Below are 23074 nucleotides of genomic sequence, written 5' to 3'. Positions count from 1 at the left end.
TCTTTATTATCCCACCAAAATCAATATCTTTCTCTTTTCATCCTCCAATCAAAAGAAGAAAGATTCTGCTTTGAAGAAGAATTTAATATAATGGGTCGAGGAATGGATATTGACAAAGGCTTTAATAAGCGCTCTCCCTTCCCATAGTAGGCAGAGAAAACAGAGATCAAGGCAAAAGCAAAGCGTGAATGCATAGCACAAACGAACACAGAGAAGCGAGAGCAGGCCGCACCATCTCCCGCTATTCCCCGCGCACTCAGGTGAATAAACCCAAGGTGGTTGTGGGGCTGTCCGGAGGAGTCGACTCCTCAGTGGCTGCCCTTCGGCTTCAGCAGCAGGGCTATCCTATAAGTGGCCTTTTTATGAAAAACTGGGTAGATTTTGCCGACGAATCCGAATGCACTGTTGCGCAAGATAAAAAAGACGCCCAAGCGGTAACTTCCCTGCTGGGGATCTCCTTTCATGAAGCCAATTTCGCAATAGAATACTGGGATCGCGTATTCCGCTACTTTCTGGAAGAATACCGCCTGGGCCGTACTCCTAATCCGGATATCCTGTGTAACCGGGAAATTAAATTCAAAACCTTCCTTGACCATGCGCTAGCGCTCGGCAATACGCTTATCGCTACGGGCCATTATGCTCGTATTGACCAACAGGAAGGACGTTATCGCCTCCTTAAAGGACGGGATAAAAATAAGGATCAAAGCTATTTCTTGTATACTTTGGGGCAAAAACAACTTTCTCATACGCTGTTTCCGTTGGGAGAGTTGGAAAAACCACAAGTCCGCCGGATTGCTATACAAGCCCGGCTTCCTAACCACAGCAAAAAAGATAGTACCGGAATCTGTTTTATTGGAGAACGCCGTTTCAAGGAGTTTCTCAGTCGCTACCTTCCCGCGCAGCCAGGCGAAATGTGCACTCCCAATAAAGAAAGGATCGGTCAGCATGATGGGCTTATGTACTACACCTTAGGACAACGGCGAGGACTAGGCATTGGCGGCCGTAAAAATAGCAACGGTGCGCCCTGGTTTGTAGTGGGTAAAAATTTGCCACAGAACATCCTTTATGTCGCCCAAGGCAGGGATCATCCTTGGCTGAGAAGCCTAGCACTAGAGGCTAATCAGTTGCATTGGGTAGCCGGCTATCCCCCATCCTTACCCTATTCCTGTACCGCTAAAATTCGCTACCGCCAGGCCGATCAGCATTGCACCCTTACAGCAATAACCAATGGTTATATCAAGGTCATTTTTGATGTACCACAATATGCTGCTACTCCAGGGCAAGCCATCGTCTTCTATCAGAACGATGAATGCCTTGGTGGAGGCACCATTACTACTACGGACGTACTGGGGATACACTCATGAGCAACGTTTGGTATAATCGAACGCTGGCTTTAGCCGGCATCATACAAGCCCTAAACTCAGTTCAGCAAATCGCGCGCCAGGGCAATGCTCCCATCGATACGGTGGCCACCAGCTTGGCTAGCGTCTTTAAGATGAATCCAAAAAGCGCGGAAGATGTCTACGGCAATATTGAAGGAATCAGTGTTGGACTGCAGGTCTTGGGTCAGCAACTTAATAGAAAATCTTACCGTACCGACCCTGAATTGCTGCGCTACCTTACTAATATCATGTATCTGGAGCAACGGCTAAAAAAGCGCCCTAGAATATTGGCACAGATCGCCGATCAGATTAAACACATCGAACCGCAAACGGAAGAACTCTCTCCCGCAGATCCCAGCATTATCGCCCGCCTCGCCGACACCTACGTCAGCACTATCAGCACCTTGACGCCAAGAATCCAAATTCGGGGTGAAGAAACCCATCTCCGACAACCGGAGAATATTGAGCGAATCCGCGCACTGCTGCTGGCGGCTATTCGATCAGCGGTACTCTGGCGACAGATGGGGGGGACTCGCCTCCATTTACTGTTCCAGGGCCGCCAACTGCTATACGAAACGCACACCCTCCTAAAACGCATACCTCGAGCAGGTGCGGCATAGCACCTCATCAGATCTCCTATTGGATAACTTCCTCCCTAGCTCCTGGAAAGCGATTGCCTTCCAGGAGCGGGATATGCGCAAATGCGAGTAAGCGATACCTCAACCGGGGCGCTGGTACTCTTTAGCCTTTTTCCCAGCGTCAAGAATCACAATTTCTACCCGGCGATTCTTTTGACGGCCTGCGGCCGTGTTATTAGGCGCCACCGGGTAAGCTTTGCCGTAGCCATGGGCGGCAATACGCGCTGGTGAAATCCCATTATTCACAAGAAATTCATACACTGCATCAGCACGCCGCTGGGAAAGCTCCATATTATAAACCCCCGAGCCGGTACTATCGGTATGGCCTTCAATAACCACCTGTCGATCAGGGTATTCCTTCAAAAAAGTAACCAAGCGAAATAAATTTTGCATTCCGCCGGAAGTTAGTTCGGCACTATCTACTTCAAATAAAATATCCCCCAAGGTAAGCACATATCCGCGCTCAGTTTTCTCAGCGTTAAGCGCAGCAAGCCTTTTTTCAAGCTTGTCCGCTCGAACTTCTGCCATCTTAGCTTGTTCTTTAGCCTGTCTCGCTTCAAGCTCATGCATGTCCATGAGCATTTGCTGTCGCTCCTGACCTAGATTCTTGATTTCAGCCTGAGCGGCTTTGTCTGCCGCCGCCATTTCCGCAATGGCGGCACGCTGCTGCGCCAAATAGGCAAGGTGTTCTACTTCTTCGACGTTCTTATCTGCCTCCCAAGCGACCTGAGCCCGCTGTAAGGCTTCCTTGGCTTCATCTAGCCTGACTGGAGCATATTGAGTAACTCTGGAATCGGCTTGCGCCTGCTCAACATCGGCTTCAGCACGTTCCAGCTTTGCTGGCTTGATGGGCGGAGCGCATGCGGCAATCAAAAAAGCCAAGGAGAAACCTAACACAAATATGCCCTTGTTCAATCTATTCCTGAAAAAAGAGACTCTCATTCTTTTACCTCCCTATACCACTAATTCAAGAACTGCCGCTACGCTTATTTAACTCGCGGCGTAGAATTTCAATGCTCTTGCGCAATTCCTCTACCCCCTGGCGCTGAATCTCTGCCCGGGCTTTAGCCTCCGCAAACTGGGCATCGACAAGGGCTTGTTCAGCAAGGTGGCGTGCTTTCTCATAATTTTCATTAGCCATTGCGCTTTCAGCCGCTTTTAGTTTTTTACGGGCGCTGCGTAGCTCTGCTGGCGCATATTGGGGAGCTTCTGCTTCTTGAGCCTCACCCACGGCAAATGTGGCTTCCGCAATTTCCCCCCGGGGTGGCGGTACACTGGCGCAACCGCCCAATACCCCTAAGCCGGCTACTATCATTGAGATCCCCAATAACTTTATTAAGCTTGTTTGTAGTGGGGGCATAACTCCTCCTTAGTCATTTCTTTACCTAGTTATTACCGAAAATAGGGCAACACAACTAAAGCATAGCTTATGCTGCCTAGCCTCCAAGTCAATAAAAAGCAAATATCCCCTGCTCTTTTGCTAGTAAATATTTGCTGATTAATATACTTCAATCTCATATGAGCGCCGCCATAGTTACCCCACGTATAATACGCATAAGCATAAAAAAGATCTCTATACAACAAGTTAAAAAAACCAAGCTGCATTCGGTAAATGAGGCATTTGTCATGAACTATCAGCTAAAGTAGACAGCCTGCAGGCTCTCCAGGGTTCTCAAGCCTGGACCAACGCCCCCTGCTTGAAGATCTTCATGGCAGCGCCCCGCCATGGCAAAGAGCTTGCCTTGCCAGGACGCCTCTCAACCAAATATTGCAAGAGGCGTTTAAATCAGCGTGCTGCTGGCCACACGCTTTGCAAAGGAAACAATGTTGGTGACCATTAGCTTTTTTAGTATGATCCGGCTACCGCCTTGGCTAGTGTGTTTCAAGTCAACCCTCATGAGCTTTTCTATGCCGAAGGTGTCCGCCTTGTAGCGGATAAAACTGCTCAAGCCCATAAAAGGTTCAGGGTGGTACGCTGCTTTTTGCATAGATGTCAGGTTTTTTTCAGGCTCAAAAAATGCTTCATCATGTCCTGCCCGATAAGGATCTGCGGAATCCAGCCAACTTGAACATATTTCAGAAATTGACTATAAGGAGTTTCTTTCTGCTCCATTTTCAAAAAAGAAAGTTTTGACCGTATAACACAATAAATTGAATTTTTTAATGCTAGCTTTAATAAGCGGAAGCAACTAGCTATTTTCTTTCTATCATTGGGGTATGCCTATGAAATACTCTCTATGGTCTCTTCCCCACGGGGCAGCCTAGGAAATAACATAGCCACCATGAATAGAAATGCTTACCCTGCCATTAGCGATTATGGCTATATTTCCGATTGTCACTCCTCCGCCCTGATCTCGAAATCCGGTTCTATCGACTGGTGCTGCATGCCAAGGGTGGATTCCCGTAGCTGTTTTGGCCGTCTTCTGGGATGGGAGCAAGGCGGGTACTGTCAAATCGCTCCGCCGGAGCCCTATGAAGTATCCCGCCGTTATCTCCCCCAGACGCTGATTCTGGAAACTACCTTTCGATCGAGCAAGGGGGAAGCCCAGCTCCTAGATTGTTTTATGCTGCGAGAAGGTGGGAAACAGCATCCTCACCGGCAGATACTCAGAGTGCTTGAAGGGCTAAAGGGGCAGGTGAAATTCTGCGTCGAAATCGTGCCACGCTTTGATTACGGCGCTATCAAGCCCTGGATCCAGCGGCGTCAAGATAAACGCTCCGGTGATTATTATATTGTGATCGGAGGCAGTGATGGGTTGCTTATCTCCAGCGATTTTCCCCTGGAAATGAAGGACCGTCATAATCTTCAGGGCGCTTTCTACCTTAACGAGGGGCAACGAGCACGTCTTTCCCTGTTGTACCGGCGCCCGGAAAATCTCGATGAAGGCTGGGTCGATATCCCTACTATTGAAACGCTGGACCAGCGCCTAGAAGAGACTTTCAAATGGTGGCAAACATGGTCCTCCCAGGGCCAATTTAGCGGCCCTTACGCCGAACAAGCGCACCGCTCGGCCATAGTCCTCAAGGGTTTGTGCAATGCCCCCACGGGGGCCATCGCGGCAGCCTCCACAACCTCCCTTCCCGAAGCACCCGGCGGCGAGCGAAACTGGGATTATCGTTTTACCTGGATCCGGGATTCTACCTTTACAGTCAGAGCCTTGGCGGATCTGGGATATATCAAGGAAGCGGATGGTTTTCGCCGTTTTCTTGAGCGCACCGCAGCCGGATGTGCGGACGAAGTCCAGATTTTATTTGGCGTGGGGGGAGAACGGCGGCTGCACGAATTTGAGATCCAAGAATTGCCGGGGTATCGGGGGGCAAAGCCGGTGCGTCAAGGCAATGCGGCGGAAACACAAATCCAGCTGGATGTTTATGGAGAATTATTAGAACTAGCATGGCGCTGGCACCAGCGAGGACAAACTCCAGATGAAGATTATTGGGAATTCCTGGTGGGCCTTGTGAATGCGGCTGCTGAACACTGGAGAAAGCCGGATCAGGGCCTTTGGGAAATGCGCGGTGAACCCCGCCATTTCGTCCACTCCAAGGTCATGTGCTGGGCAGCCTTGGACCGCGGGATCAAACTGGCTGCAGACCTTGATAATCACGCGCCGCTAGCATGGTGGGAGCAGGAACGGGAAGCGGTCCGCCAGGCAGTGGAAGAAAAAGGCTATGATTCCAGGCAGGGTATTTTTATCCAAGCCTTTGACCATTTTGAGATGGATGCAAGTTTATTGCTGTTGCCTATGGTAGGGTTTGTGGATTACCAGGACAAGCGCATGATAAGGACCACGAATGCCGTATGGAAGAATTTGGAACAAGAAGGTTTACTGCGCCGCTATAGAGCAGAAAATCACGATGATGGCTTAAAGGGCAAGGAAGGCGTGTTTCTGGCCTGCTCCTTTTGGCTGGCGGAGTGCCTAGCCTACCAAGGCCGCCTGGAAGAGGCGCGCGAGGTGTTTAAGCGGGCGGCAGCTACCGGCAATGATCTTGGGCTCTATTCAGAAGAATACGATACCGAAAGAGAAGAGATGCTGGGCAATTTCCCCCAGGGCCTGACTCATCTTTCCCTGATCGCCGCGGCGGTAGCCCTGACGCAGAGAGCAGAAGAGGAAAAGGATCGCTAGCCGTTTAGCCTAAAACTGTTTTAGGGAGTTTTCTATGAAGGCAAATCCAACAGAACAGGAGACAACCGACAGCGAAACACAAAAACGCCCGTCCTTTCTTGCGACTTTGTCCCACTTCATTCACCGGCGGTTTATCTGGCTGTTGCTCGGCGCGTATGCCGTAGCGGCGTGGTGGCCAGACTGGGGACTATGGATACGGGATGTTTCCCTGGGCGAGACCACAGGCAATTGCTCATCCCGATCCTGATTTTCTTGCGGTGATGCTGGCGATTACGTTGGGGCTGTGCGGCCTCGCTTTCGCCTCGGGATGGGGACTTGCCCAGCTATTGAAAACCGACAGGGCGCAGCAAATATCGCTAATCTTTGGTTTGGGGATGAATAATAACGGGACGGGCCTGGTGCTAGCCTCCCTGACTCTGGCGGATCATCCCCGGGTAATGCTGCCCATCATCCTCTACAATTTGGTGCAACACTTAGTGGCGGGTAGTGTGGATCGGGGACTATCCCGAAAGGAAAACTGAATTTCCCCTGCCACACTAGTTTTAATCAGCGCTGCTCAAAATCCCCGTAACTCGATAGCGCGTTTCACCCGTCCAACGGCAATGGTGTAGGCCGCTTCCCGGTAAGAAAGAGACTCTTCTTCCGCCTTTTTTTGTACATTATCCCACGCTTCTTTTAAAGTCTTTTCCAATCTTTGCTGGACTGTTTCCCGTTCCCAGCGATAGCGTTGCAAGTTTTGCGCCCATTCAAAATAGGAAACAGTAACGCCACCGGCATTGGCCAGAATATCCGGCACCACCGGGATGCCACGATCCCGTAAAATCTCGGCTGCCCCGCAGGTCGTGGGCAGGTTACCCCCTTCCACAATCAGGCGGGCTTTTACTTGGTCCGCATTATTTTCATGCAATACTCCCCCTACCGCCGCCGGTATCAGGAGATCAACCCCCAGGGTAAGCAGTTCTTCATTGCTAATGGCTTCGCCTCTTCCAGCTAGCTCCAGAATCGAGGCAGATTTTCCCCCTGCTTCCTTGGAATGAATAATGGTTTCGATATCAAAACCATCACCACTATAGACTCCCCCTCGCACATCGCTGATAGCCACCACTTTGGCCCCTCTTTGCGCAAGGAAGCGGGCCGCGCAACTGCCCACATTGCCAAATCCTTGGATAGCCACCGTCGCGCCGGTAAGGTTAAGTTTTTCCGCTTGAGCAGCCCACGCGGCCACCATCGCCACCCCCCGGCCGGTAGCTTCAGCCCGGCCATAGGACCCCCCCAATCCCACCGGCTTCCCAGTCACTACCGCGGGCTCATCACCCTGTCCCTGGGAATAAGCATCGTACAGCCAAGCCATGGTTTGAGCATTGGTACCCATATCGGGCGCCAGAATATCTTGATCCGGCCCCACTAACGGGCCTAATTTCGCTATAAAGCGCTTGGTTAAGGTTTCCAGCTCCGAGGAGGAGAGCATGGCGGGATCACAATCAATCCCCCCCTTGGCGCCACCGAAAGGGATATCCATGAGCGCCGTTTTCCAGGTCATGACAGAAGCCAGAGCATGAGAGTGCTCCCAATTGACGCTAGGGTGGTAGCGAATACCTCCCTTAAAGGGTCCGCGGCTATGATTATGTTGCACCCGGTAGCCGTGAAAAACGGCTAGCGAGCCATCTTTGCGCACCAAAGGCAATTCAAATTTTACTTCCCGGTAGGATGCCTGGAGCAGATGCTTCATGGCCTCGCTAGCACCAATCCGCCGCAGGGCTTGGGCGAGATAGCTGTCCGCGCTCCACCGGGGATTATAGTCTTTTGTTGGCTTCAATGTTTTTCCGTCCATTGATAGAAACGAGGCAAGATCAGTTCAGTAAACAGGATTTTAGCGCAGGCGGCCATGGGAATACAGAGTAATAATCCATAGAGTCCTCCAACTGTCCCGCCAATGAGTACTATAATGACAACGGTAATGGCGCCCAAATTGAGACTGCGCCCCTGGATCCAAGGCGTAACCAGCCAGCCATCAAAAAATTGGACGATGCCATAAACGAGGCTAGGCCAGATGACCACCAGCCCTAGATCAAAACCACCGCTAAAATCTATTACTAAGCCTTTTGAGAAAATCGCCGCAAGCCAGGCCAACATCGACAAATAAGGAATAAAATTCAATATGCCGGCACTGACCCCAGCACCAACCAGTTGGATGAAGTAGCGGTTCAGATCTCGACCGGCATCCCCAATTCCATCACTTGCTCAGGCGGTAGGCGGAAAAACGCCGTGGCCGGCAACGCGTTGCGGCTTAGAAACGCGAACAGGCGTTCACGCCACAGGGTCATACCGGTCCTATTGGCGATCGCGATCACCGTCCAGCGACCGACGTAATAGGTAGTCCGGGCCGGGTCGACGACGACGCCGAGCGGCGCGCAGGCGGCCAGCGCCGCCGGCACGTTCGGGGACTCCATGAAACCGTAATGGACACTGAGCCGAAAAAAGCCGAAGCCGAGCTTGTCCAGGGTGAACCGTTCGGTGAGCGGCACACGCGGCCGATGGTCGGTCAGTACGGTCAGCAGCACCACCTGCCGGTGCAGCGCCTGATTGTGACGCAGGTGATGTAATAATACCGGCGGCGTCGTGTTGCGGTGGGTGGTCAGAAACACTGCCGTTCCGTGAACCCGCGGCGGGGGGCTGGCGCCCAGTTCAGCCAGCCATGCCGGCAGCAGGCGGGCACCGCTACGGCGTGCAGCGCCGCAGCGGCGTTGCGCCAGCAATTCACGGCCGCGATGCCAGGTAGTCAACAGAATAAAAATGCTACCGCCGATCAACACCGATACCCAGCCGCCATCAGCAATCTTCGGCCCGTTGGCGAGAAAGAAAGCCAGATCGACGAGTAAAAACCCGCTGGCGAGCAGCCCGACGCGCCACCGACTCCAGCCTGTCTGCTGGCGCGCCACGGCATAGATCAGCAGCGTGGTGAGCAGCATCGTGCCCGAGACCGCAAAACCGTAGGCGGCGGCCAACCGCTCGGAGGAACCGAATCCTAACACTAGCGCGAGCGTGCCGATCAGCAACAGCGTGTTCACCGCCGGTAAGTAGATCTGGCCGGCGGCGTCGGCCGAAGTGTGCCTGATCTGCAATCGCGGGCATAGTCCGAGTTGGATGGCCTGGCGGGTGAGCGAAAAAGCGCCGGTGATGACCGCCTGCGAGGCGATCACGGTAGCGACGGTGGCGAGCAGCACCAGCGGCGGCAGCGCCCAGCCAGGCGCCAGATGGAAGAACGGCTCGGTGGTCCGCGGGTCCTGCAGCAGCAGCGCCCCCTGGCCGAAGTAATTCAGCAACAGCGCTGGCAGCGCCACGCCGAACCAGGCCAAGCGGATCGGGCGGCGACCGAACTGGCCCATATCGGCGTACAATGCCTCGCCGCCGGTGACGGCAAGAAACACCGCTCCCAGCACCAGCAGCCCGAAGCCGCCCTGCTCGAACAGAAAACGCATGGCGTGGTGCGGCGCCAGCGCCGCCAACACCTCGGGGCGCAGCGCGATACCGCTCACCCCGAGCGCTGCTAGGATCAGAAACCAGACTAGCATCAGCGGCCCGAACAGCGCTGCGATGCGGGCCGTGCCGCGCGCCTGGGCAAAAAACAACACCAGCAGGATCAGCACGGTGACTGGCAGCACCGCTGGGCGCAGCAGCGGCGCCGTCAGCGTCAGACCCTCGACCGCGCTCAACACCGAAATCGCCGGGGTGATCACACCGTCGCCATAGAGCAGCGCCGCGCCGCCAATGCCGAGCAACACCAACCACCGGCGTTGCGGATGGCGGGTTTCACGCCGAGGTCTGAGCCGCGCCAGCAACGCCAAAATGCCGCCCTCGCCATGGTTGTCGATGCGTAGCAGAAAGGTCACGTACTTGAGGGTGACCACGACGATCAACGCCCACGTGATCAACGACAGCAGGCCGAGCACGTTGGCCGCCGTAGGCACCACCGGATGGGTGCCAAGGAAACAGGCGCGGAGCGCGTACAGCGGGCTGGTGCCAATATCGCCGAACACCACTCCAAGCGCAGCGAGCGCAAGCGCGGCGTCTGCCGTCGCGGACGGTGACGTTCTCAGAGCCTGGCCCATCATCTTATATCCATAAAATCGCAGCCCACCCCCAGGCCCCGTCCTGGAAATCCAGCCCTCATGCTCCTTGCGGTGGTGTGGCTTCTGGCCGCGGGCAACATTCCAATAGCAGCGCCAACAGTCGACTGTGCTCCTGCTGCAGGGTTAGCAACTCTTTGATCTGCTGGTCGCGGATCTGATCCAATTTTTCGTGCAATTGCATGATTTCCAACTCCGCTTTCAGATTGACCTCAAAATCGTGGGCGGCGTCGAGCCGGTCTTTGACTACCTGGCGGTTTTGCGACATCATGATCACCGGCGCTTGGATCGCCGCTAGCATCGACAATACCAGGTTCAGGAACACATAGGGGTAGGGGTCGAAAGCCTCGCCAGCGCGTGCCAGAACAACCGAGTTCAACACCACCCATAGCACCAGAATCAGGGTGAATAAAATAATAAACGTCCATGAGCCGCCGAAGGCGGCGACCCGGTCGGCCAACCGCTGGCCGAGCGTGAGCTGCGTGTCAAACTCGTGGTTGACGTTGCGGCTGATATGGACCCGTTTGGCGATACGGCGGATTACCCGCTGTTCGCGCTCGGAGAGCTGATCGAAGCCAGTGTTCAACAAGGTTTGCGCGAGTTCAACGACGTAGTGATTCATGAAGGCCCCCCATGATTTAAAATTATCGGTAGTTCTGCATTATGAGTGCTTATTAGGATCGGTCTTTTGAACAAACTAGCGCCAATGTAAAACTCTAGACTTAATCTGATAGACACGCTCTCAGACGGCAAAGATTTCGCTATCCGATAATTCTGGTGTAAGGGAGGTGGTTTCACCTCCATTTTCTCCCTTATGGTGATAAGAGGTACACTTTAAAAAATATTTCCCAAATCGGGCACAGCCGCCATCGCAGCCTCGCTCATTAACCACATCCGCCCTGTTTTTTATCCCAGAACTCACCATAAATCGCTTGGTTAAGGTTTCTAGCTCCGAGAAACTCCTACTCTTTCAATAAAAATAACTAATGTTTTTCCGTCCATTGATAAAAACGGGGCAAAATCAGTTCGGTAAACAGAATCTTGGCACAGGCGGCCATGGGAATACAGAGTAATAATCCATAGAGTCCTCCAACTGTCCCGCCAATGAGCACTACAACGACAACGGTAATGGCGCCCAAATTGAGACTGCGTCCTTGGATCCAAGGCGTAAGCAGCCAGCCATCAAGAAATTGGACAATGCCATAGGCAAGGCTAGGCCAAATAATCACTAGCCACAGATCAAAACCACCGCTAAAGCCTATTGCTAAACCTTTTGAGAAAATTGCCGCGAGCCAGGCCAGCGTCGACAAATAAGGAATAAAATTCAATATGCCGGCGCTGACTCCCAGCACCAACCAGTAGGGGACATCCGCAATTAATGGCGACCAGCCCAGAGAAAACAATCCGGCAGTCACCAAAGCAATGACCAAGCGCCCGCGAAAAAAAGCCGCTACTGCTTCATCCATTTCCTTGGCAATAATAAGGATTCGGTCTTTTTCTTTTGCAGGCATGAACTCTTTTAGCTTGCCCATGATGGCGCCAAAACGCCAGGCAATAATAAAAAAATAGAATGGAATTAATAGGATCATAGTGCCCACATAGGCGGCGGCGCCTAGAATGTGACTTACTACGGTAACAGCCTGGGTTGTGCCGATGAGCAAGGTTTCAGTATTTTCAACGATAAACCCCACCGGATTTTCCTCCAGGTGCTGAACCCAATTTTCTAGCTTGGCCCGCAAAGACTTTATAAGATGAATATCGTATTCGATAGCAAGCGTTTGAAGATAGTCAACAAGCCCGCGCAACAACTCCGCGAACTGCTTGAGAAACTCCGGCCCTAGCCATGCTACTAGAGACACGCTACTCATAATGACCAGGGCAAGAAGCAAGCTGATGGTCGCGGGCCTGGGCATTTTGCAATACCGTTCTCCCCAGCGAATGAGGGGATCAAATAAATAGGCAAAGGCAAAGGCTATGAGCAAGGGGATAAAAATAGCCCGCAGCTGATAGCCGAACCATAACAGGAATATCCCCAGGGAAATCCATAGCACATCCCGTACCGGCACGATTTGCCAGAGGTGACGCTGATACCAGGGAAGCGATTCCAAGGGCTTATTAACGGCCAAGCACTATCCCCTGCATTCACCGCGCCGTCGCAGCAAATACAACGTTGCCGCGAGCAGCACAAATACCCCTGCAGCAACTACATAGGGTTCTGCTTTTTTGATAAAGGAAAATACCTCCTGGACGTGCTCTCCTAGAAGGTAGGCGCCAACCCCCCATAGCCCCACCCATAACGCGGTCCCTAGAGTAATACAAAGAATAAAGTGCCAAATTGGCATTCTCATAGTCCCGGCAAAAAAGCCATTAAGCTGCCGCAACACCTCAAAGAACGGGGCGATGACCACCAGCCCACTCCCGTAATGATCAAAATAATATTCGATCCGGGAAAGGCGGGCTGGATTCACTATGCTTAAGCGCTGCCCATAACGAAGAAGCCCTTGCCGGCCCGCATAATACCCTAATCCGTAGCCTAGCAGGTTACCTATAATGGCACCGCTCCAAGCCGCGAGCAGCACCAGGTAAATCTGCATATCGCCGTGGGCGGCCATTAGACTAGCACCCATAAGCAGAAGCTGCCCTGGCATGGGAATAAGCATGCCTTCCAATAAATTACCAATAAAAAGCGCCCCATAGCCATAGTGCTCTAAATAGGGCATAAGCCATTGGAGATGTTCCATTGGCGTTTACTCCCGAGGAGAAAAAACCTTAAAGGGGATCTAGCTTTCATGCGTTAGCCTCGCCCGAGGACGGCGGAACATGTTTTAATCCCTCTTCAAATCGAGGTCAAGGGGTTGAATGTAAGCGATCGCCTTTGTGTTTTTTCACATCTATCTGAAATGACCTCTGGCTTGGAAGACACGCCTCTCTTGCTCATGCCTCCGCTGCAGCGCCCGACGCTCTTCGGCCTGCTGTCGCTGTAAATTCATTTTTTTGCTTGCGTTACTCCGCTGCTTTTTCATCTGATCTTGCTCGGCGCGATGACGCTGCTCCATCTTTTGAAACTCTTGCTCCTGCCGTTGCTGGAGGTCTGCCCTCGCACCAGGTGATTTTTCTCCACTGCCGTGGCGAGGGGCTTGTTTTAGAGCTGCGTTCCGCTGCTTGGCAATTGCAGATTTCGGCGGACTTGAACCCGCGGGCGCCCGGCTCACCCTTGGCCGGTAAAGAGCGATCTGATTCCCGCCTACTTTCGTATGGTTGGGTTTACTAGCTTCAATTATTTGATAACGTTGTATTTTTTTACCAGTGGCCTTTTCTATAGCAGCGACACTGATGCTATTATTTACAATTCTGTCTCCTTGCACCGTATAGCGGGTAACGTCCTTGGTTTCATTCAGGATCGTGACATTACGCGAGCGTGGCACGATGACCTCGTTGATGCGCGCATAAAGAAACTCACGTCTGGGAACGAACGCCCAGCCGGCCCAACCAATGTTGAAATTGGCTGGGCCTAAACCCTCGTAGATATCAAATTCGACATTCGGACCCAGCGGCGCCCAACCGATAAAATCGCCGCTGATTCGCCAATCCACCCATGCCGGCCCCCATTCAGTTCCTGGAATCCATAGCCAGCCATACGCCGGATCATCGTACCAGCGTCCGTAATGGTAAGTGGCCCAACCCCAGGGTTCAGCGTTGCTAGCAACCCAGATCCAGCCAAATTCATCGCTCTCTAGCCATTGCCCTTGCGTGTATGGCCGCCAGTTTACTGAAACTCCAGACGGATACCAGACCCAGCCAAACTGTACGTGCTCGATCCAGTGTCCGTAGGGCGAGAGACGGGTATAAAACACACGCTCATCTATCGTAGCCGAGCTGCCTTCGTAAAAATCGATTCCAGGGGTCGTTGCGCACCCACTCACCGTTGCGCATGCTAAGACGATCGCTAGCCAATACCCTTTCATAGTTTTTCTCTTCAATATGGACCAAAATGCAAGCACTTTCATACGTTAGCGCCGAGAGGGACTCTTGAGGGCTAATTCCAGCGTTGTTGCAAGGCTGCCAGCAACTGGTTATAAGGCTCAATGAACTGAGCTATTCCCTCCTCCTCCAAGTTCTCATCCACAATCCGCAGGTCAATTTTCAGTTCTGCCAACTGGTGCATGATATTGGAGGCTTCGTGAACCGCCGTCCATATCCGGATGTCAGGCTGTCCATGTTCCCGGTAAGCTTCCAGGGTGGCCATGGGCATGGCATTGATCGTTTCTAGCCCAATAAGGGAGTCCACGTATTTAGTATCGCTGTAAAAGGGATCCTTAGTAGAGGTTGAAGTCCACAGCAAGCGTTGTTTCCGGCCTTCTCGTTCAGCGAGCTGTTCCCAGCGGGGCTGCCCATAAAATTCCTCAAAACGCTCATAGGCAAATCCCGCGCTGGCCAGGGCTGCCTTACCCCGCAGCCCGCGGGCTATGTCGGCGCGACGGGAATCACTTTCCCTGGCAATTTCATCCAGAAGCTGATCCACCTTAAGATCAATGCGGCCTAGGAAAAAACTAGCGACCGAAGCCACCCGGTTAATCGATTGCCCCCTTGCCAAACGCTTTTCCAAGCCTGCTCTATAAGCATGAGCCATCTCCAGATAACGGCCGACGGAGAACAGGAGGGTGACATTGACGTTGATGCCCTCGCTGATAAGTTGCTCGATGGCGGGCAGTCCAGCTTTGGTGCCAGGGACAGCGATCATGGCATTAGGCCGCTCAACCGCTTGCCACAAACGGCTCGCCTCCTTCACCGTAGCCTCGGTGTCATGGGCCAGCAAAGGGGAAATTTCCAGGCTAACCAAACCCTCCCGTCCCTCGGTTTGACGGTAAAGCGGTTGGAAACGATCAGCAGCCAAACGGGCGTCCTCCACTATCAGACGCTCGTAAACTTCGTGGGCCGAAGAGCCTGCCCCGGCTTCCTTGTCTATAGCAGCTTGATAATAGCTATCTTGCGCAATCGCTTTCTCGAAAGTAGCCGGGTTAATACTAAGGCCCGCAAGGCCGTCCACTTCAATCAAATGTTCTAAAGTACCCCCCATAAGTTGCTGGCGGTCAATCCCATCGAGCCAAATTGACTGACCTAGCTCGCGCAACAGGACTAAGCTATTTTCATTTCCAGTCTGGTTCATAAAAGCTACCTCGTCGGCTTGGGGATTTGAAGATTTCTCAACCTCCAAAAATTTTATATAATTATAGTGTAGACAAACTCTTATTTAAAAACGGTGTAATAATTTCATTACCCCATAGCTAAAACAAATGTTCTATGCGCCTCTTGACTCCCGGCAAGCGCCTGCTATATTTAACAAATGATTGCTTGTATAAATAAGAGAGAAGGAGATAAATATGTTACTTTACTGGGCATTAGGTCTGTTTCTGGCAGGAGCGCTGGGCGGCGTGGTGATGGCTACCCGCAGTTTCCGCGGACAAGAAATTCCGTGGCTGCTAGCGGCAGCACATGGGGTGCTGGTCGCTTCTGGTCTGGTGTTGCTGATAGCTGCGGTGATTCTGGGTACAGCACCGGGGATACTCAAGGTTGCACTGGGGCTATTGATCGTTGCGGCGCTAGGGGGCTTTTACCTGTTAAGCTTTCAGGTGCGCCAGGAACCCCACCCCCGGCAGTTGATCGTAGTCCACGCTCTGCTCGCGGTAACGGGTGTTCTGCTCTTACTGTGGACCCTATTACAGCAACCGCCTAGCGTATGACTGGTTTACGGCTGGGCGGAGCGCCCGTGCATCCCATGTTGGTGCATTTCCCTATCGCAGCCTGGACCACCGCGTTGCTGGCTGACGGCGTCTTTCTCATTACCGGTCAGCCAAGCGCCTGGATCGTGGCCTACTGGGCGCTGGTCGCTGGCGCGCTTACCGGCTTAGTAGCCATGGTGCCAGGCTGGGTTGATTTCCTACTACTTGACCGCACCCATCCTGCCTTGCCGACAGTGCAACGCCACATGCTTTACATGAGCACGGCCTGGGGAGTTTTCTTGCTGGATTTGCTAGTACGCACGCGCGTACCTCCGGAAGCCATGCCTGTCTGGCTTGCTGGCCTTAGTTTGGTTGGATTTGTGCTGCTGGTTATCGGTGGTCATCGGGGCGCACGACTGGTGTATTATCACGGCGTTAACGTCTACCGCGATCCGGTATGAGTCCAACTACTACCCTCTTGGAGAGTCTACCGGAAACCCAGGGTGAAATTCTGCGTTATCTTAAAGCCCAAGGCAGTACCACCCTGGCTGGACTGGCGGATCGCCTGAACCTAACCCGGGAGGCGGTTCGTCAACATCTAGCAACGCTGCAACAAGAAGGCTGGATCCAGCGTGTCGGAAGGCTTAAATCCCTTAGCCAGGGCCGGCCAGCCGCAGTGTTTGCACTGACTCCGGCCGGCGATCACTTATTTCCGAAATTCTACGATTCCTTGTCCCTGGAATTTATGGATACGCTGGCTGACAACTTTGGCGAGGAAGCCGTGCGCACCTTGCTTGCCGCGCTCACGGATAAACAGGTAGCACGGTGGGAAACAAAACTGCGTGGCTTGCCTCTGTCAGAGCGTATTAAAGCCTTAACGGGAATTTATTTCGAGCAGGACCCCTATACCCATGTAGAACAAGATGAAAAGGGCTACTTGCTGGTGGAACGTAATTGTCCCTATCTCAACCTGGCCCTTCAGCGCCCCCAGCTTTGCAGTGTTACCCTGGCTACTTTAAGCCGGCTCCTTGGCGTGCGCGTCCGCCGGGAAGCCAAATTCCAGGAGGGCGATCGCCGCTGTGCTTTTCGCGTGCTTGCAGATCAGCCCCTAGCGCCAGATTACCGTTTCAGCCTTGAAACGGAGTCGGCGTTTCATAGTGACTGATTTCGGTTTGTTCTATGCTAAGGCAGCATCAGCCTGCCAGATGTATGTCCTCCAATAACCCCTTGCGCTGCATCGGCTTCTTTTTTTACCGCTTCGCCTCTATCCGCTTACCGGATAGGCGCAGGCGCGCTTTGACTTTAGCTTCCACCAGTCCTACGCTTCTTCATATAATGATGCACCCGACGCTCCATAAGCAGCTTAGGTTTGCGGAGAGAAAGGCCCGCTTATCCCTGATCCTTATTTTTAAATAAATATCTGCCTACACAGGAGAAAAAGATGACCCACCCACAATCACCAGCATCTGCGGATATTGGAATCATTGGTCTCGGGGTGATGGGCGCCAATCTAGGGCTTAATTTTGCCGAACAAGGCTTTAGTGTGGTGGGCTATGATCGGAATCCCGAGAAAGGAACCCGCCTAACTCAGATGGCTCAAGAACAGCTTCCGAAAGGCGCATTGGTGGATGCCTGCAATGATATCCAGTCCTTGATAGCCAGCCTCCGCCAACCACGGATTATCCTCCTGCTGGTTCCCGCCGGCGATCCAGTGGACGGCGTCATCCAGGATCTCGGTCCCTGCCTAGAGCAGGGCGATATCCTAATTGATGGGGGGAATTCCCACTTTCGGGATACTGATCGCCGTATTCAAACCCTCGCACAACAAAATATCCACTTTGTAGGAATGGGAGTCTCCGGTGGCGAGGACGGTGCCCGCCACGGCCCAAGCATGATGCCTGGAGGCGACTCCAGCGTCTGGGAAAGACTGCGTCCCATGTTGGAAGCCGCCGCTGCTAAAGTGGGAGAAGAGCCTTGCGTGGGCTGGCTAGGACGAGGTTCGGCCGGTCATTACGTGAAGATGGTTCACAACGGCATCGAATATGGCCTGATGCAACTCATCACTGAAAGCTACGACCTGATATATCGAGGGGTGGGCCTTAGCCACGAGGAAATGCACCCGATTTATGAAAGCTGGGCCCAGGGTCCCATGGGAGGATTTCTCCTGGAAATTACCGCCGATATTCTGCTGCAACGGGACCCTCTAGGGGAAGGTTATCTACTAGATAATATTCTCGACACCGCCCACCAAAAAGGCACCGGCCAATGGACCTCCCAAGAAAGCTTCGCTCTCCAAACACCAACGCCCCTGATTGATATTGCGGTTACCCAGCGAGTACTTTCCGCTATAAAGGCGCAACGCCAGCAGGCCAGCCAACTATTAAACGGACCCAGCGAGATGATGCCGGTTCACCGGGAAGCTTTCCTCACTCAACTGGGTAACGCCCTCCAGGTGGCAATGGAACTGACCTATGCCCAGGGCATGCATCTGTTGCGAGTTGCAAACCAGCATTATGATTATCATCTCTCCCTAGAAACGGTAACGCGCATCTGGCGCGGAGGATGCATTATTCGTTCCCAATTGTTGGAACAGTTACGCGCCGTTTACCAGCGTGATCCCAGCCTCATCAACCCCCTTCTTGATGCCGCGTATGCCACCGCCATCGCCGACAACCATGCGGATCTCCGGGAAGTGGTCTGCGCGGCAAGCTATTGGGGACTCCCCGCCCCCGGACTTATGACCGCGCTTAGCTACTACGATAGTTACCGTGGTGCCTGGCTACCCGCTAATTTGCTCCAGGCTCAGCGGGATTATTTTGGCGGCCACACCTTCCAACGTACCGATCGGGAAGGCAGCTTTCATGTGGAATGGAGCAAACATTAAATGATGGAATCCCACTCTTCCCAGAAACTACCTACTGTTTTTGTCCTTTTCGGCGCCGGCGGCGATCTTTCCTGGCGCCTCATTCTCCCGGCCCTGTTTAACCTGTACCTGGATAAAGCTCTTCCCCAGCAGTGGGTACTAATGGGTATTGACCGCCAAGATTACGATCAGCACGCTCTGGCCCAACACTACCGAAAAGGCATCCAGCAGCACTCCCGCCGGCCTATCCCTGATGAAAAGACCTGGCAGTCCTTTGCCCAATTGCTTCGCTACCACCAGGCTGACATCGCGGACCCGAGCACTTATACCCAACTAGCGAAAGCGCTGGCAGAGCAGGATAAAACCTGGCATGGAAAGGCTGAACGGGTGTTTTACCTGGCCACGCCGCCTTTTCTCTTCGCTGATCTAGCTAATGGCCTGGGCGAGGCGGGTCTCGCCAAGGAACGGCAACGCGCCAGAGTTGTCGTGGAAAAACCCCTGGGCCATGACTTGGAATCCTTTTGTGACATTAACCAAGCTTTGAACCATCACTTTGAGGAATCTCAAATTTATCGCATGGATCATTTTCTGGGCAAGGAAACTGTGCAGAACATCCTTGCGCTGCGCTTTGCCAACCCTATTTTCGAACCTATCTGGAATCGCCGTTATATTGACCATATCGCCATTACCGCGGCAGAAACCTTGGGTGTGGAGCACCGGGCTGGCTATTACGAACGAGCTGGGGCGCTGCGAGACATGGTTCAAAATCACCTCCTGCAATTATTATGTTTAGTGGCCATGGAGCCTCCGGTCGCCTTTAATACTCACGATTTACGGGACCGCCGGATGGATCTCATGCATGCCATACGGCCCATAAAGGAGGAACAAGTCGGACGCTATGCCGCCCGGGGCCAGTATGGAGCAGGCTGGATAAATGGGACGCAAGTACCTGCTTACCGGGAAGAAGGCAAAGTCGCCCCTGATTCCAATACGGAAACTTATTGCGCCTTGGAATTACACATAGACAATTGGCGCTGGCAAGGGGTGCCCTTTTATTTGCGTACGGGCAAGCGCTTGCCCGTAGACGCCTCAGAGATTTCCATTCGCTTTCAGGAAGTACCCCATCAGGCTTTTCCAGCCTCGGCTGGACTTAACGCCCAGCCGGCGCAATTGGTCATTCGACTGCAACCCGAGGAAGGGATCGTGCTCAGGTTTATGGCTAAACAGCCCGGTCCGCACCTAATCCTACGTCCGGTGGAAATGCGTTTTAGCTACCAGGACGCTTTCCAGACCGCTTCGCCCACCGCCTACGAGACCTTGCTTTGGGATATTATGCAAGGAGATGCCACCCTCTTTACCCGGGCGGATCAAGTAGAGGCTGCCTGGCGCCTACTGATGCCCATACTCAACGTTTGGGAGACTAACCCCGCCATAGACTTCCCCAACTACCATGCCGGCACCTGGGGGCCGGAGGCCGCCGAGGTTTTAATCGCCCATAGCGGCAGAAGTTGGCTTGCTCCTACCTTGTCTGAACGGAAAGGATAACCTAAGTCCCAATGGAATCAGCGTCTTTTTCAATTAGCAAGAGATTAGGCATTAAAGAAACCTCAATCTTTTCTTAATTAGAAAGTGCATTGAGGATAAGGTATATATTTACCAGCTATTACACAGAGTTTTATTTGTTACCAAGCTCAAAGAAATATACAAATAAGCGCTTAGCTAGCGTCTTATCCGTCCACAAACGAGCGATCATTCATTACTCTCTGTCCTGATCGATGACACTTAATCAGGACAAAAAACTTCCTCCTTACTTTCGTTTCCATCCCAATCTACCTTTATATCATCGGCATTTAACTTATACCGAGCTGCCTCGAAAAAGGTGAAACGATAAGTTTTTAGACTTTTGCCCTATTAAATTACGCGAAATGCCGCATTTTAAGCTGCCTGCCAGGACCGATTTTACTCAACCCTTTGTTATTTCTATAAAATTTAAGCTGGTATGGATCGTGGTTAACTTTAGGTAAGCCCATAGGGGGAAAGACGCTAAAGGAGGCATGTTGCCATGAGGAAGCAAATGCGTTTTCGCTGCGCGGCACAACGGGGATGGTATTTTGTCACGGGTGAAGGTTGTGTGGGATTTTTTGATACACGGCAGAAAGAATGTATCAGCGCTATGCATGTGAAAAAGCTCTTACCTATAAGAAGGATCGCAAAGCAATGAAACTTATCACTCACTCTATTTAAATTAGAGGCTCTATAGCAGAGCTTCACTCTTTGATTGACCCTCCTCTCCCTTAATTTGTTATGGATAACAATTTTAATTCATTCATGCGACACAAGGATGTGCCGTTTATTTTTTACCGAAAATATTTAAAAAATAATACTGTTTAGAATTGTCACATGACACCTTAGTCAAAGTACTACTTTTAAGCGCTCCTAAATAATTAAATCTCAATACAGCGATTGAGTAGAACCCGAAAGGCCATCCCGTTACTCTTCATTTAAATTTTTCTCGGGATGGCCTAATTACAGCAAAGCGCTTATTGTCGCTTGAGCCAAACAATAAGGGCTTCTTTGTCTTCCTCGGGAAGGTCCGAGCCATAGTAATGGCCTCGGTTTTCAACAATATCATCGCAGAGAAGTGCATTGGTCTCTGGATCGCGGCTAAAGACAAAAGCTAATGGCGTGCCAGCCGGGAAAGGTCCAGCCGCTACCGGCAAAACATTGATCTTGGGTACGCGAAATGGTGAAAGCAGTTCACGCATCGCAGCTTCATAGGTCTCTGCGCGTTCTTCGGGCGAGGCGTTTGCATCAGCGTAAGGACCGACGGATTGATTATGAAGAAACGGCGCAGTTGCCCAAATCCCCGCAAGCGGCATAGTACGATACCCTTTTAAGCCAGCATCCGCCCGATCCTTGTAGACCTGGGAAGAAAAGGTCGCCCACAAATGGTCTGCCTCCCATTGGGTCGTGAGGGCGCGACAGGCGTTGGTGGCATTCGCTGGATCTTGGACAAGCGGGTTCACCTCATCGTTGGAGAGCACACGCCTAGCCTTACCCCTAAGGGTATGGCAGGAGGCGCAATTCTCTCTGAAGACCTTTCGCCCCCAAGCAAAAAGATATTTTTTATGCAAGGGTTCAGAAGAGGTAGCCGTTTGAATTGACCATGGAAGCTTCGGCGCCTTGATTGAACGCAGGAATCGCCTCAAGTCATTGAGATCCTGCCCCGGGGGGAGATCGGCGCAGTCGCGGCGGCACTGTTCAAGATCAATAGGCATGCCCTCTGCAAGGCGCGGCGCGACGCATTCAAGAAAGCAGACGCCAATATTTGTGTAGACGCGCAATGTCGCCCTTTGACTACCGAGATCGTCTTCCCCCCCTTGTCCCATCCGGATTTGAGGCTTACCGGACCCCACCTCAAAAGTGGGACGATGCCGGAGCTCCCAAATCGGCGTAATCGTGCCTGGGTTCATGATATGGTCGCTAAAAAGGGCCGTGGTATCGACCGTGCCATCCGGCCATGCGTCAAACATAAAACGCCGTGGATCGCCGGCAGGAAGATTCGCGGCAAGGAATTTGCCAGCCTTCAAATGCTGGTTGCCGATCGTTGTGTGGATATTGTCCCAGTTCGGTTCGTTAACATCTGCCGGTGGGTTGAGTGGATTAAAACCCGCGTGGCACGAGGCGCAGGACAGGCCAAAGATTGTCCGCCCCTCGGCGGTACGAAATTGGCGGATTCCAATAACGCCGCTGGCGTTGGAATCAGCGCAAAGATCCGGCCCTCCCTGGGGATTGGCCCTACAGTCAGGATCATTAATGGTGCCCCAGGTCTGAAAACGCTGATCCCGGGGCGTGTTGATGACATTCTCAAAGCCGATCTGCAAGCGCCTGTTGGGATCAGGGTTATGAGCTAGAAAATCGAAAAACTTCTCTCCACCATAAGTGTTGTTAAGCCAGATATCCCGGCCCCGTTGAACTTTACTATCGTCACGGCCAGGCTCAAACTCACGCTGATGCCGGACAAGATTGCTGCCTAGGAAGAAATTATCAAGATCAACAAGAAACTTAGAAAATCCGTCTGCATAACCTGATGCTGAATAAAACAGTAAAAGTACACACCAATTCCGCTTTAGCCGCATCATAGAGGTAACCTCCTCGCCAGCGGTGAATTTCCAGCGCTAGCACACTTCTTTTGTTGACAAGATTAAGCACCTTTCACA

General features: G+C 52.5%; 22 protein-coding genes. 10 read left to right on the top strand and 12 right to left on the bottom strand.

Annotation, left to right across the window (positions count from 1 at the left end; translation table 11 throughout):
- The first annotated feature begins 260 nt into the window (after nucleotides 1–260).
- Together mnmA and hflD are read left to right on the top strand one after the other, a co-directional pair.
- Nucleotides 261–1364: a tRNA 2-thiouridine(34) synthase MnmA gene (mnmA, locus tag NWAT_RS05220; RefSeq protein WP_041350898.1), complete on the top strand. Its 1104-nt coding sequence runs from the start codon at nucleotides 261–263 to the stop codon at nucleotides 1362–1364.
- Entirely contained in the window at nucleotides 1361–2002 is a 642-nt protein-coding gene (gene hflD / locus NWAT_RS05215; RefSeq protein ID WP_013220097.1) for a high frequency lysogenization protein HflD, read from the top strand. Before mnmA ends, hflD begins: the two co-directional genes overlap by 4 nt.
- Before the next feature lie 99 nt (nucleotides 2003–2101).
- Here the strand turns inward: hflD and NWAT_RS05210 are convergent, their stop codons facing one another.
- The 3 genes from NWAT_RS05210 to NWAT_RS05195 form a co-directional block, all read right to left on the bottom strand.
- Entirely contained in the window at nucleotides 2102–2935 is an 834-nt protein-coding gene (locus tag NWAT_RS05210; protein ID WP_232420214.1) for an OmpA family protein, read from the bottom strand.
- A 52-nt stretch (nucleotides 2936–2987) separates the two neighbouring features.
- The gene (locus NWAT_RS05205) at nucleotides 2988–3335 is read right to left on the bottom strand and encodes a DUF4398 domain-containing protein (protein WP_232420213.1); all 348 of its coding nucleotides are present in this window, start codon (nucleotides 3333–3335) and stop codon (nucleotides 2988–2990) included.
- Nucleotides 3336–3801: 466 nt separating this feature from the next.
- Complete coding sequence (locus NWAT_RS05195; protein ID WP_041350497.1) at nucleotides 3802–4008, bottom strand: hypothetical protein; 207 nt, start codon at nucleotides 4006–4008, stop codon at nucleotides 3802–3804.
- A 294-nt stretch (nucleotides 4009–4302) separates the two neighbouring features.
- Here NWAT_RS05195 and NWAT_RS05190 point away from each other — a divergent pair, with 294 nt between their 5' ends.
- The 3 genes from NWAT_RS05190 to NWAT_RS05185 are packed head-to-tail and all read left to right on the top strand — an operon-like array spanning nucleotide 4303 to nucleotide 6665.
- Nucleotides 4303–6144 (top strand): glycoside hydrolase family 15 protein, encoded by a 1842-nt coding sequence (locus NWAT_RS05190; protein WP_013220093.1) that lies wholly within the window; start codon nucleotides 4303–4305, stop codon nucleotides 6142–6144.
- Nucleotides 6145–6178: 34 nt separating this feature from the next.
- Nucleotides 6179–6391 carry a hypothetical protein gene (locus tag NWAT_RS16620; protein ID WP_157679808.1) on the top strand — a complete coding sequence of 71 codons (213 nt, stop codon included), beginning with the start codon at nucleotides 6179–6181 and terminating at the stop codon, nucleotides 6389–6391.
- A complete protein-coding gene (locus tag NWAT_RS05185; protein WP_041350495.1) occupies nucleotides 6345–6665 on the top strand; it encodes a bile acid:sodium symporter family protein in 321 nt (106 codons plus the stop codon). The genes NWAT_RS16620 and NWAT_RS05185 overlap by 47 nt, the downstream gene beginning before the upstream one ends.
- A 35-nt stretch (nucleotides 6666–6700) precedes the next feature.
- Here the strand turns inward: NWAT_RS05185 and NWAT_RS05180 are convergent, their stop codons facing one another.
- From NWAT_RS05180 to tal, 8 genes are all read right to left on the bottom strand, one after another.
- Nucleotides 6701–7960: a Glu/Leu/Phe/Val family dehydrogenase gene (locus NWAT_RS05180; RefSeq protein ID WP_095522186.1), complete on the bottom strand. Its 1260-nt coding sequence runs from the start codon at nucleotides 7958–7960 to the stop codon at nucleotides 6701–6703.
- Nucleotides 7957–8301 carry an AI-2E family transporter gene (locus NWAT_RS05175; protein ID WP_232420212.1) on the bottom strand — a complete coding sequence of 115 codons (345 nt, stop codon included), beginning with the start codon at nucleotides 8299–8301 and terminating at the stop codon, nucleotides 7957–7959. Before NWAT_RS05175 ends, NWAT_RS05180 begins: the two co-directional genes overlap by 4 nt.
- Before the next feature lie 47 nt (nucleotides 8302–8348).
- On the bottom strand, nucleotides 8349–10256 hold the full coding sequence (locus NWAT_RS05170) for a potassium transporter Kup (RefSeq protein ID WP_157679806.1): 1908 nt from the start codon (nucleotides 10254–10256) through the stop codon (nucleotides 8349–8351).
- 55 nt (nucleotides 10257–10311) lie between these two features.
- Nucleotides 10312–10893 carry a DUF1003 domain-containing protein gene (locus tag NWAT_RS05165; RefSeq protein WP_013220089.1) on the bottom strand — a complete coding sequence of 194 codons (582 nt, stop codon included), beginning with the start codon at nucleotides 10891–10893 and terminating at the stop codon, nucleotides 10312–10314.
- 361 nt (nucleotides 10894–11254) lie between these two features.
- Nucleotides 11255–12397, bottom strand: coding sequence for an AI-2E family transporter (locus NWAT_RS05155; protein ID WP_013220087.1), 1143 nt, complete (start codon nucleotides 12395–12397; stop codon nucleotides 11255–11257).
- 3 nt (nucleotides 12398–12400) lie between these two features.
- Complete coding sequence (locus NWAT_RS05150; protein WP_013220086.1) at nucleotides 12401–13012, bottom strand: DedA family protein; 612 nt, start codon at nucleotides 13010–13012, stop codon at nucleotides 12401–12403.
- A 150-nt stretch (nucleotides 13013–13162) separates the two neighbouring features.
- Nucleotides 13163–14236 (bottom strand): DUF6600 domain-containing protein, encoded by a 1074-nt coding sequence (locus NWAT_RS05145; RefSeq protein WP_041350493.1) that lies wholly within the window; start codon nucleotides 14234–14236, stop codon nucleotides 13163–13165.
- Nucleotides 14237–14307: 71 nt separating this feature from the next.
- Nucleotides 14308–15438, bottom strand: a complete 1131-nt coding sequence (tal, locus tag NWAT_RS05140) for a transaldolase (protein ID WP_013220084.1) — start codon at nucleotides 15436–15438, stop codon at nucleotides 14308–14310.
- Between the two features lie 214 nt (nucleotides 15439–15652).
- On the opposite strand from tal, the gene NWAT_RS05135 reads away from it, so the two are divergent.
- From NWAT_RS05135 to zwf, 5 genes are all read left to right on the top strand, one after another.
- On the top strand, nucleotides 15653–16012 hold the full coding sequence (locus NWAT_RS05135) for a hypothetical protein (RefSeq protein WP_013220083.1): 360 nt from the start codon (nucleotides 15653–15655) through the stop codon (nucleotides 16010–16012).
- On the top strand, nucleotides 16009–16452 hold the full coding sequence (locus NWAT_RS05130) for a DUF2231 domain-containing protein (protein WP_013220082.1): 444 nt from the start codon (nucleotides 16009–16011) through the stop codon (nucleotides 16450–16452). Before NWAT_RS05135 ends, NWAT_RS05130 begins: the two co-directional genes overlap by 4 nt.
- Nucleotides 16449–17156: a helix-turn-helix transcriptional regulator gene (locus NWAT_RS05125; RefSeq protein ID WP_013220081.1), complete on the top strand. Its 708-nt coding sequence runs from the start codon at nucleotides 16449–16451 to the stop codon at nucleotides 17154–17156. Before NWAT_RS05130 ends, NWAT_RS05125 begins: the two co-directional genes overlap by 4 nt.
- Before the next feature lie 276 nt (nucleotides 17157–17432).
- Nucleotides 17433–18875, top strand: a complete 1443-nt coding sequence (gene gndA / locus NWAT_RS05115) for an NADP-dependent phosphogluconate dehydrogenase (protein WP_013220080.1) — start codon at nucleotides 17433–17435, stop codon at nucleotides 18873–18875.
- Nucleotides 18876–20399, top strand: a complete 1524-nt coding sequence (gene zwf, locus NWAT_RS05110) for a glucose-6-phosphate dehydrogenase (protein ID WP_013220079.1) — start codon at nucleotides 18876–18878, stop codon at nucleotides 20397–20399.
- Between the two features lie 995 nt (nucleotides 20400–21394).
- On the opposite strand, the gene NWAT_RS05100 is transcribed toward zwf, so the two are convergent.
- The gene (locus tag NWAT_RS05100) at nucleotides 21395–22996 is read right to left on the bottom strand and encodes a c-type cytochrome (RefSeq protein ID WP_013220077.1); all 1602 of its coding nucleotides are present in this window, start codon (nucleotides 22994–22996) and stop codon (nucleotides 21395–21397) included.
- Between the last annotated feature and the right edge of the window lie 78 nt (nucleotides 22997–23074).

This window comes from Nitrosococcus watsonii C-113, from assembly GCF_000143085.1.
Taxonomy (GTDB): domain Bacteria; phylum Pseudomonadota; class Gammaproteobacteria; order Nitrosococcales; family Nitrosococcaceae; genus Nitrosococcus; species Nitrosococcus watsonii.
Note: the sequence above shows the minus strand (reverse complement) of the source record. Positions and strands in the feature narration are given on the sequence as shown.

Coding starts and splice junctions, on each gene's coding strand:
- tal (WP_013220084.1), bottom strand. CDS start 15,438: ATGAACCAGACTGGAAATGAAAATAGCTTAGTCCTGTTGCGCGAGCTA.
- NWAT_RS05165 (WP_013220089.1), bottom strand. CDS start 10,893: ATGAATCACTACGTCGTTGAACTCGCGCAAACCTTGTTGAACACTGGC.
- NWAT_RS05185 (WP_041350495.1), top strand. CDS start 6,345: ATGTTTCCCTGGGCGAGACCACAGGCAATTGCTCATCCCGATCCTGAT.
- gndA (WP_013220080.1), top strand. CDS start 17,433: ATGACCCACCCACAATCACCAGCATCTGCGGATATTGGAATCATTGGT.
- NWAT_RS05150 (WP_013220086.1), bottom strand. CDS start 13,012: ATGGAACATCTCCAATGGCTTATGCCCTATTTAGAGCACTATGGCTAT.
- NWAT_RS05100 (WP_013220077.1), bottom strand. CDS start 22,996: ATGATGCGGCTAAAGCGGAATTGGTGTGTACTTTTACTGTTTTATTCA.
- hflD (WP_013220097.1), top strand. CDS start 1,361: ATGAGCAACGTTTGGTATAATCGAACGCTGGCTTTAGCCGGCATCATA.
- NWAT_RS05130 (WP_013220082.1), top strand. CDS start 16,009: ATGACTGGTTTACGGCTGGGCGGAGCGCCCGTGCATCCCATGTTGGTG.
- NWAT_RS05145 (WP_041350493.1), bottom strand. CDS start 14,236: ATGAAAGGGTATTGGCTAGCGATCGTCTTAGCATGCGCAACGGTGAGT.
- NWAT_RS05170 (WP_157679806.1), bottom strand. CDS start 10,256: ATGATGGGCCAGGCTCTGAGAACGTCACCGTCCGCGACGGCAGACGCC.
- NWAT_RS05195 (WP_041350497.1), bottom strand. CDS start 4,008: ATGCAAAAAGCAGCGTACCACCCTGAACCTTTTATGGGCTTGAGCAGT.
- NWAT_RS05125 (WP_013220081.1), top strand. CDS start 16,449: ATGAGTCCAACTACTACCCTCTTGGAGAGTCTACCGGAAACCCAGGGT.
- NWAT_RS16620 (WP_157679808.1), top strand. CDS start 6,179: ATGAAGGCAAATCCAACAGAACAGGAGACAACCGACAGCGAAACACAA.
- NWAT_RS05205 (WP_232420213.1), bottom strand. CDS start 3,335: ATGATAGTAGCCGGCTTAGGGGTATTGGGCGGTTGCGCCAGTGTACCG.
- NWAT_RS05190 (WP_013220093.1), top strand. CDS start 4,303: ATGAATAGAAATGCTTACCCTGCCATTAGCGATTATGGCTATATTTCC.
- NWAT_RS05135 (WP_013220083.1), top strand. CDS start 15,653: ATGTTACTTTACTGGGCATTAGGTCTGTTTCTGGCAGGAGCGCTGGGC.
- zwf (WP_013220079.1), top strand. CDS start 18,876: ATGATGGAATCCCACTCTTCCCAGAAACTACCTACTGTTTTTGTCCTT.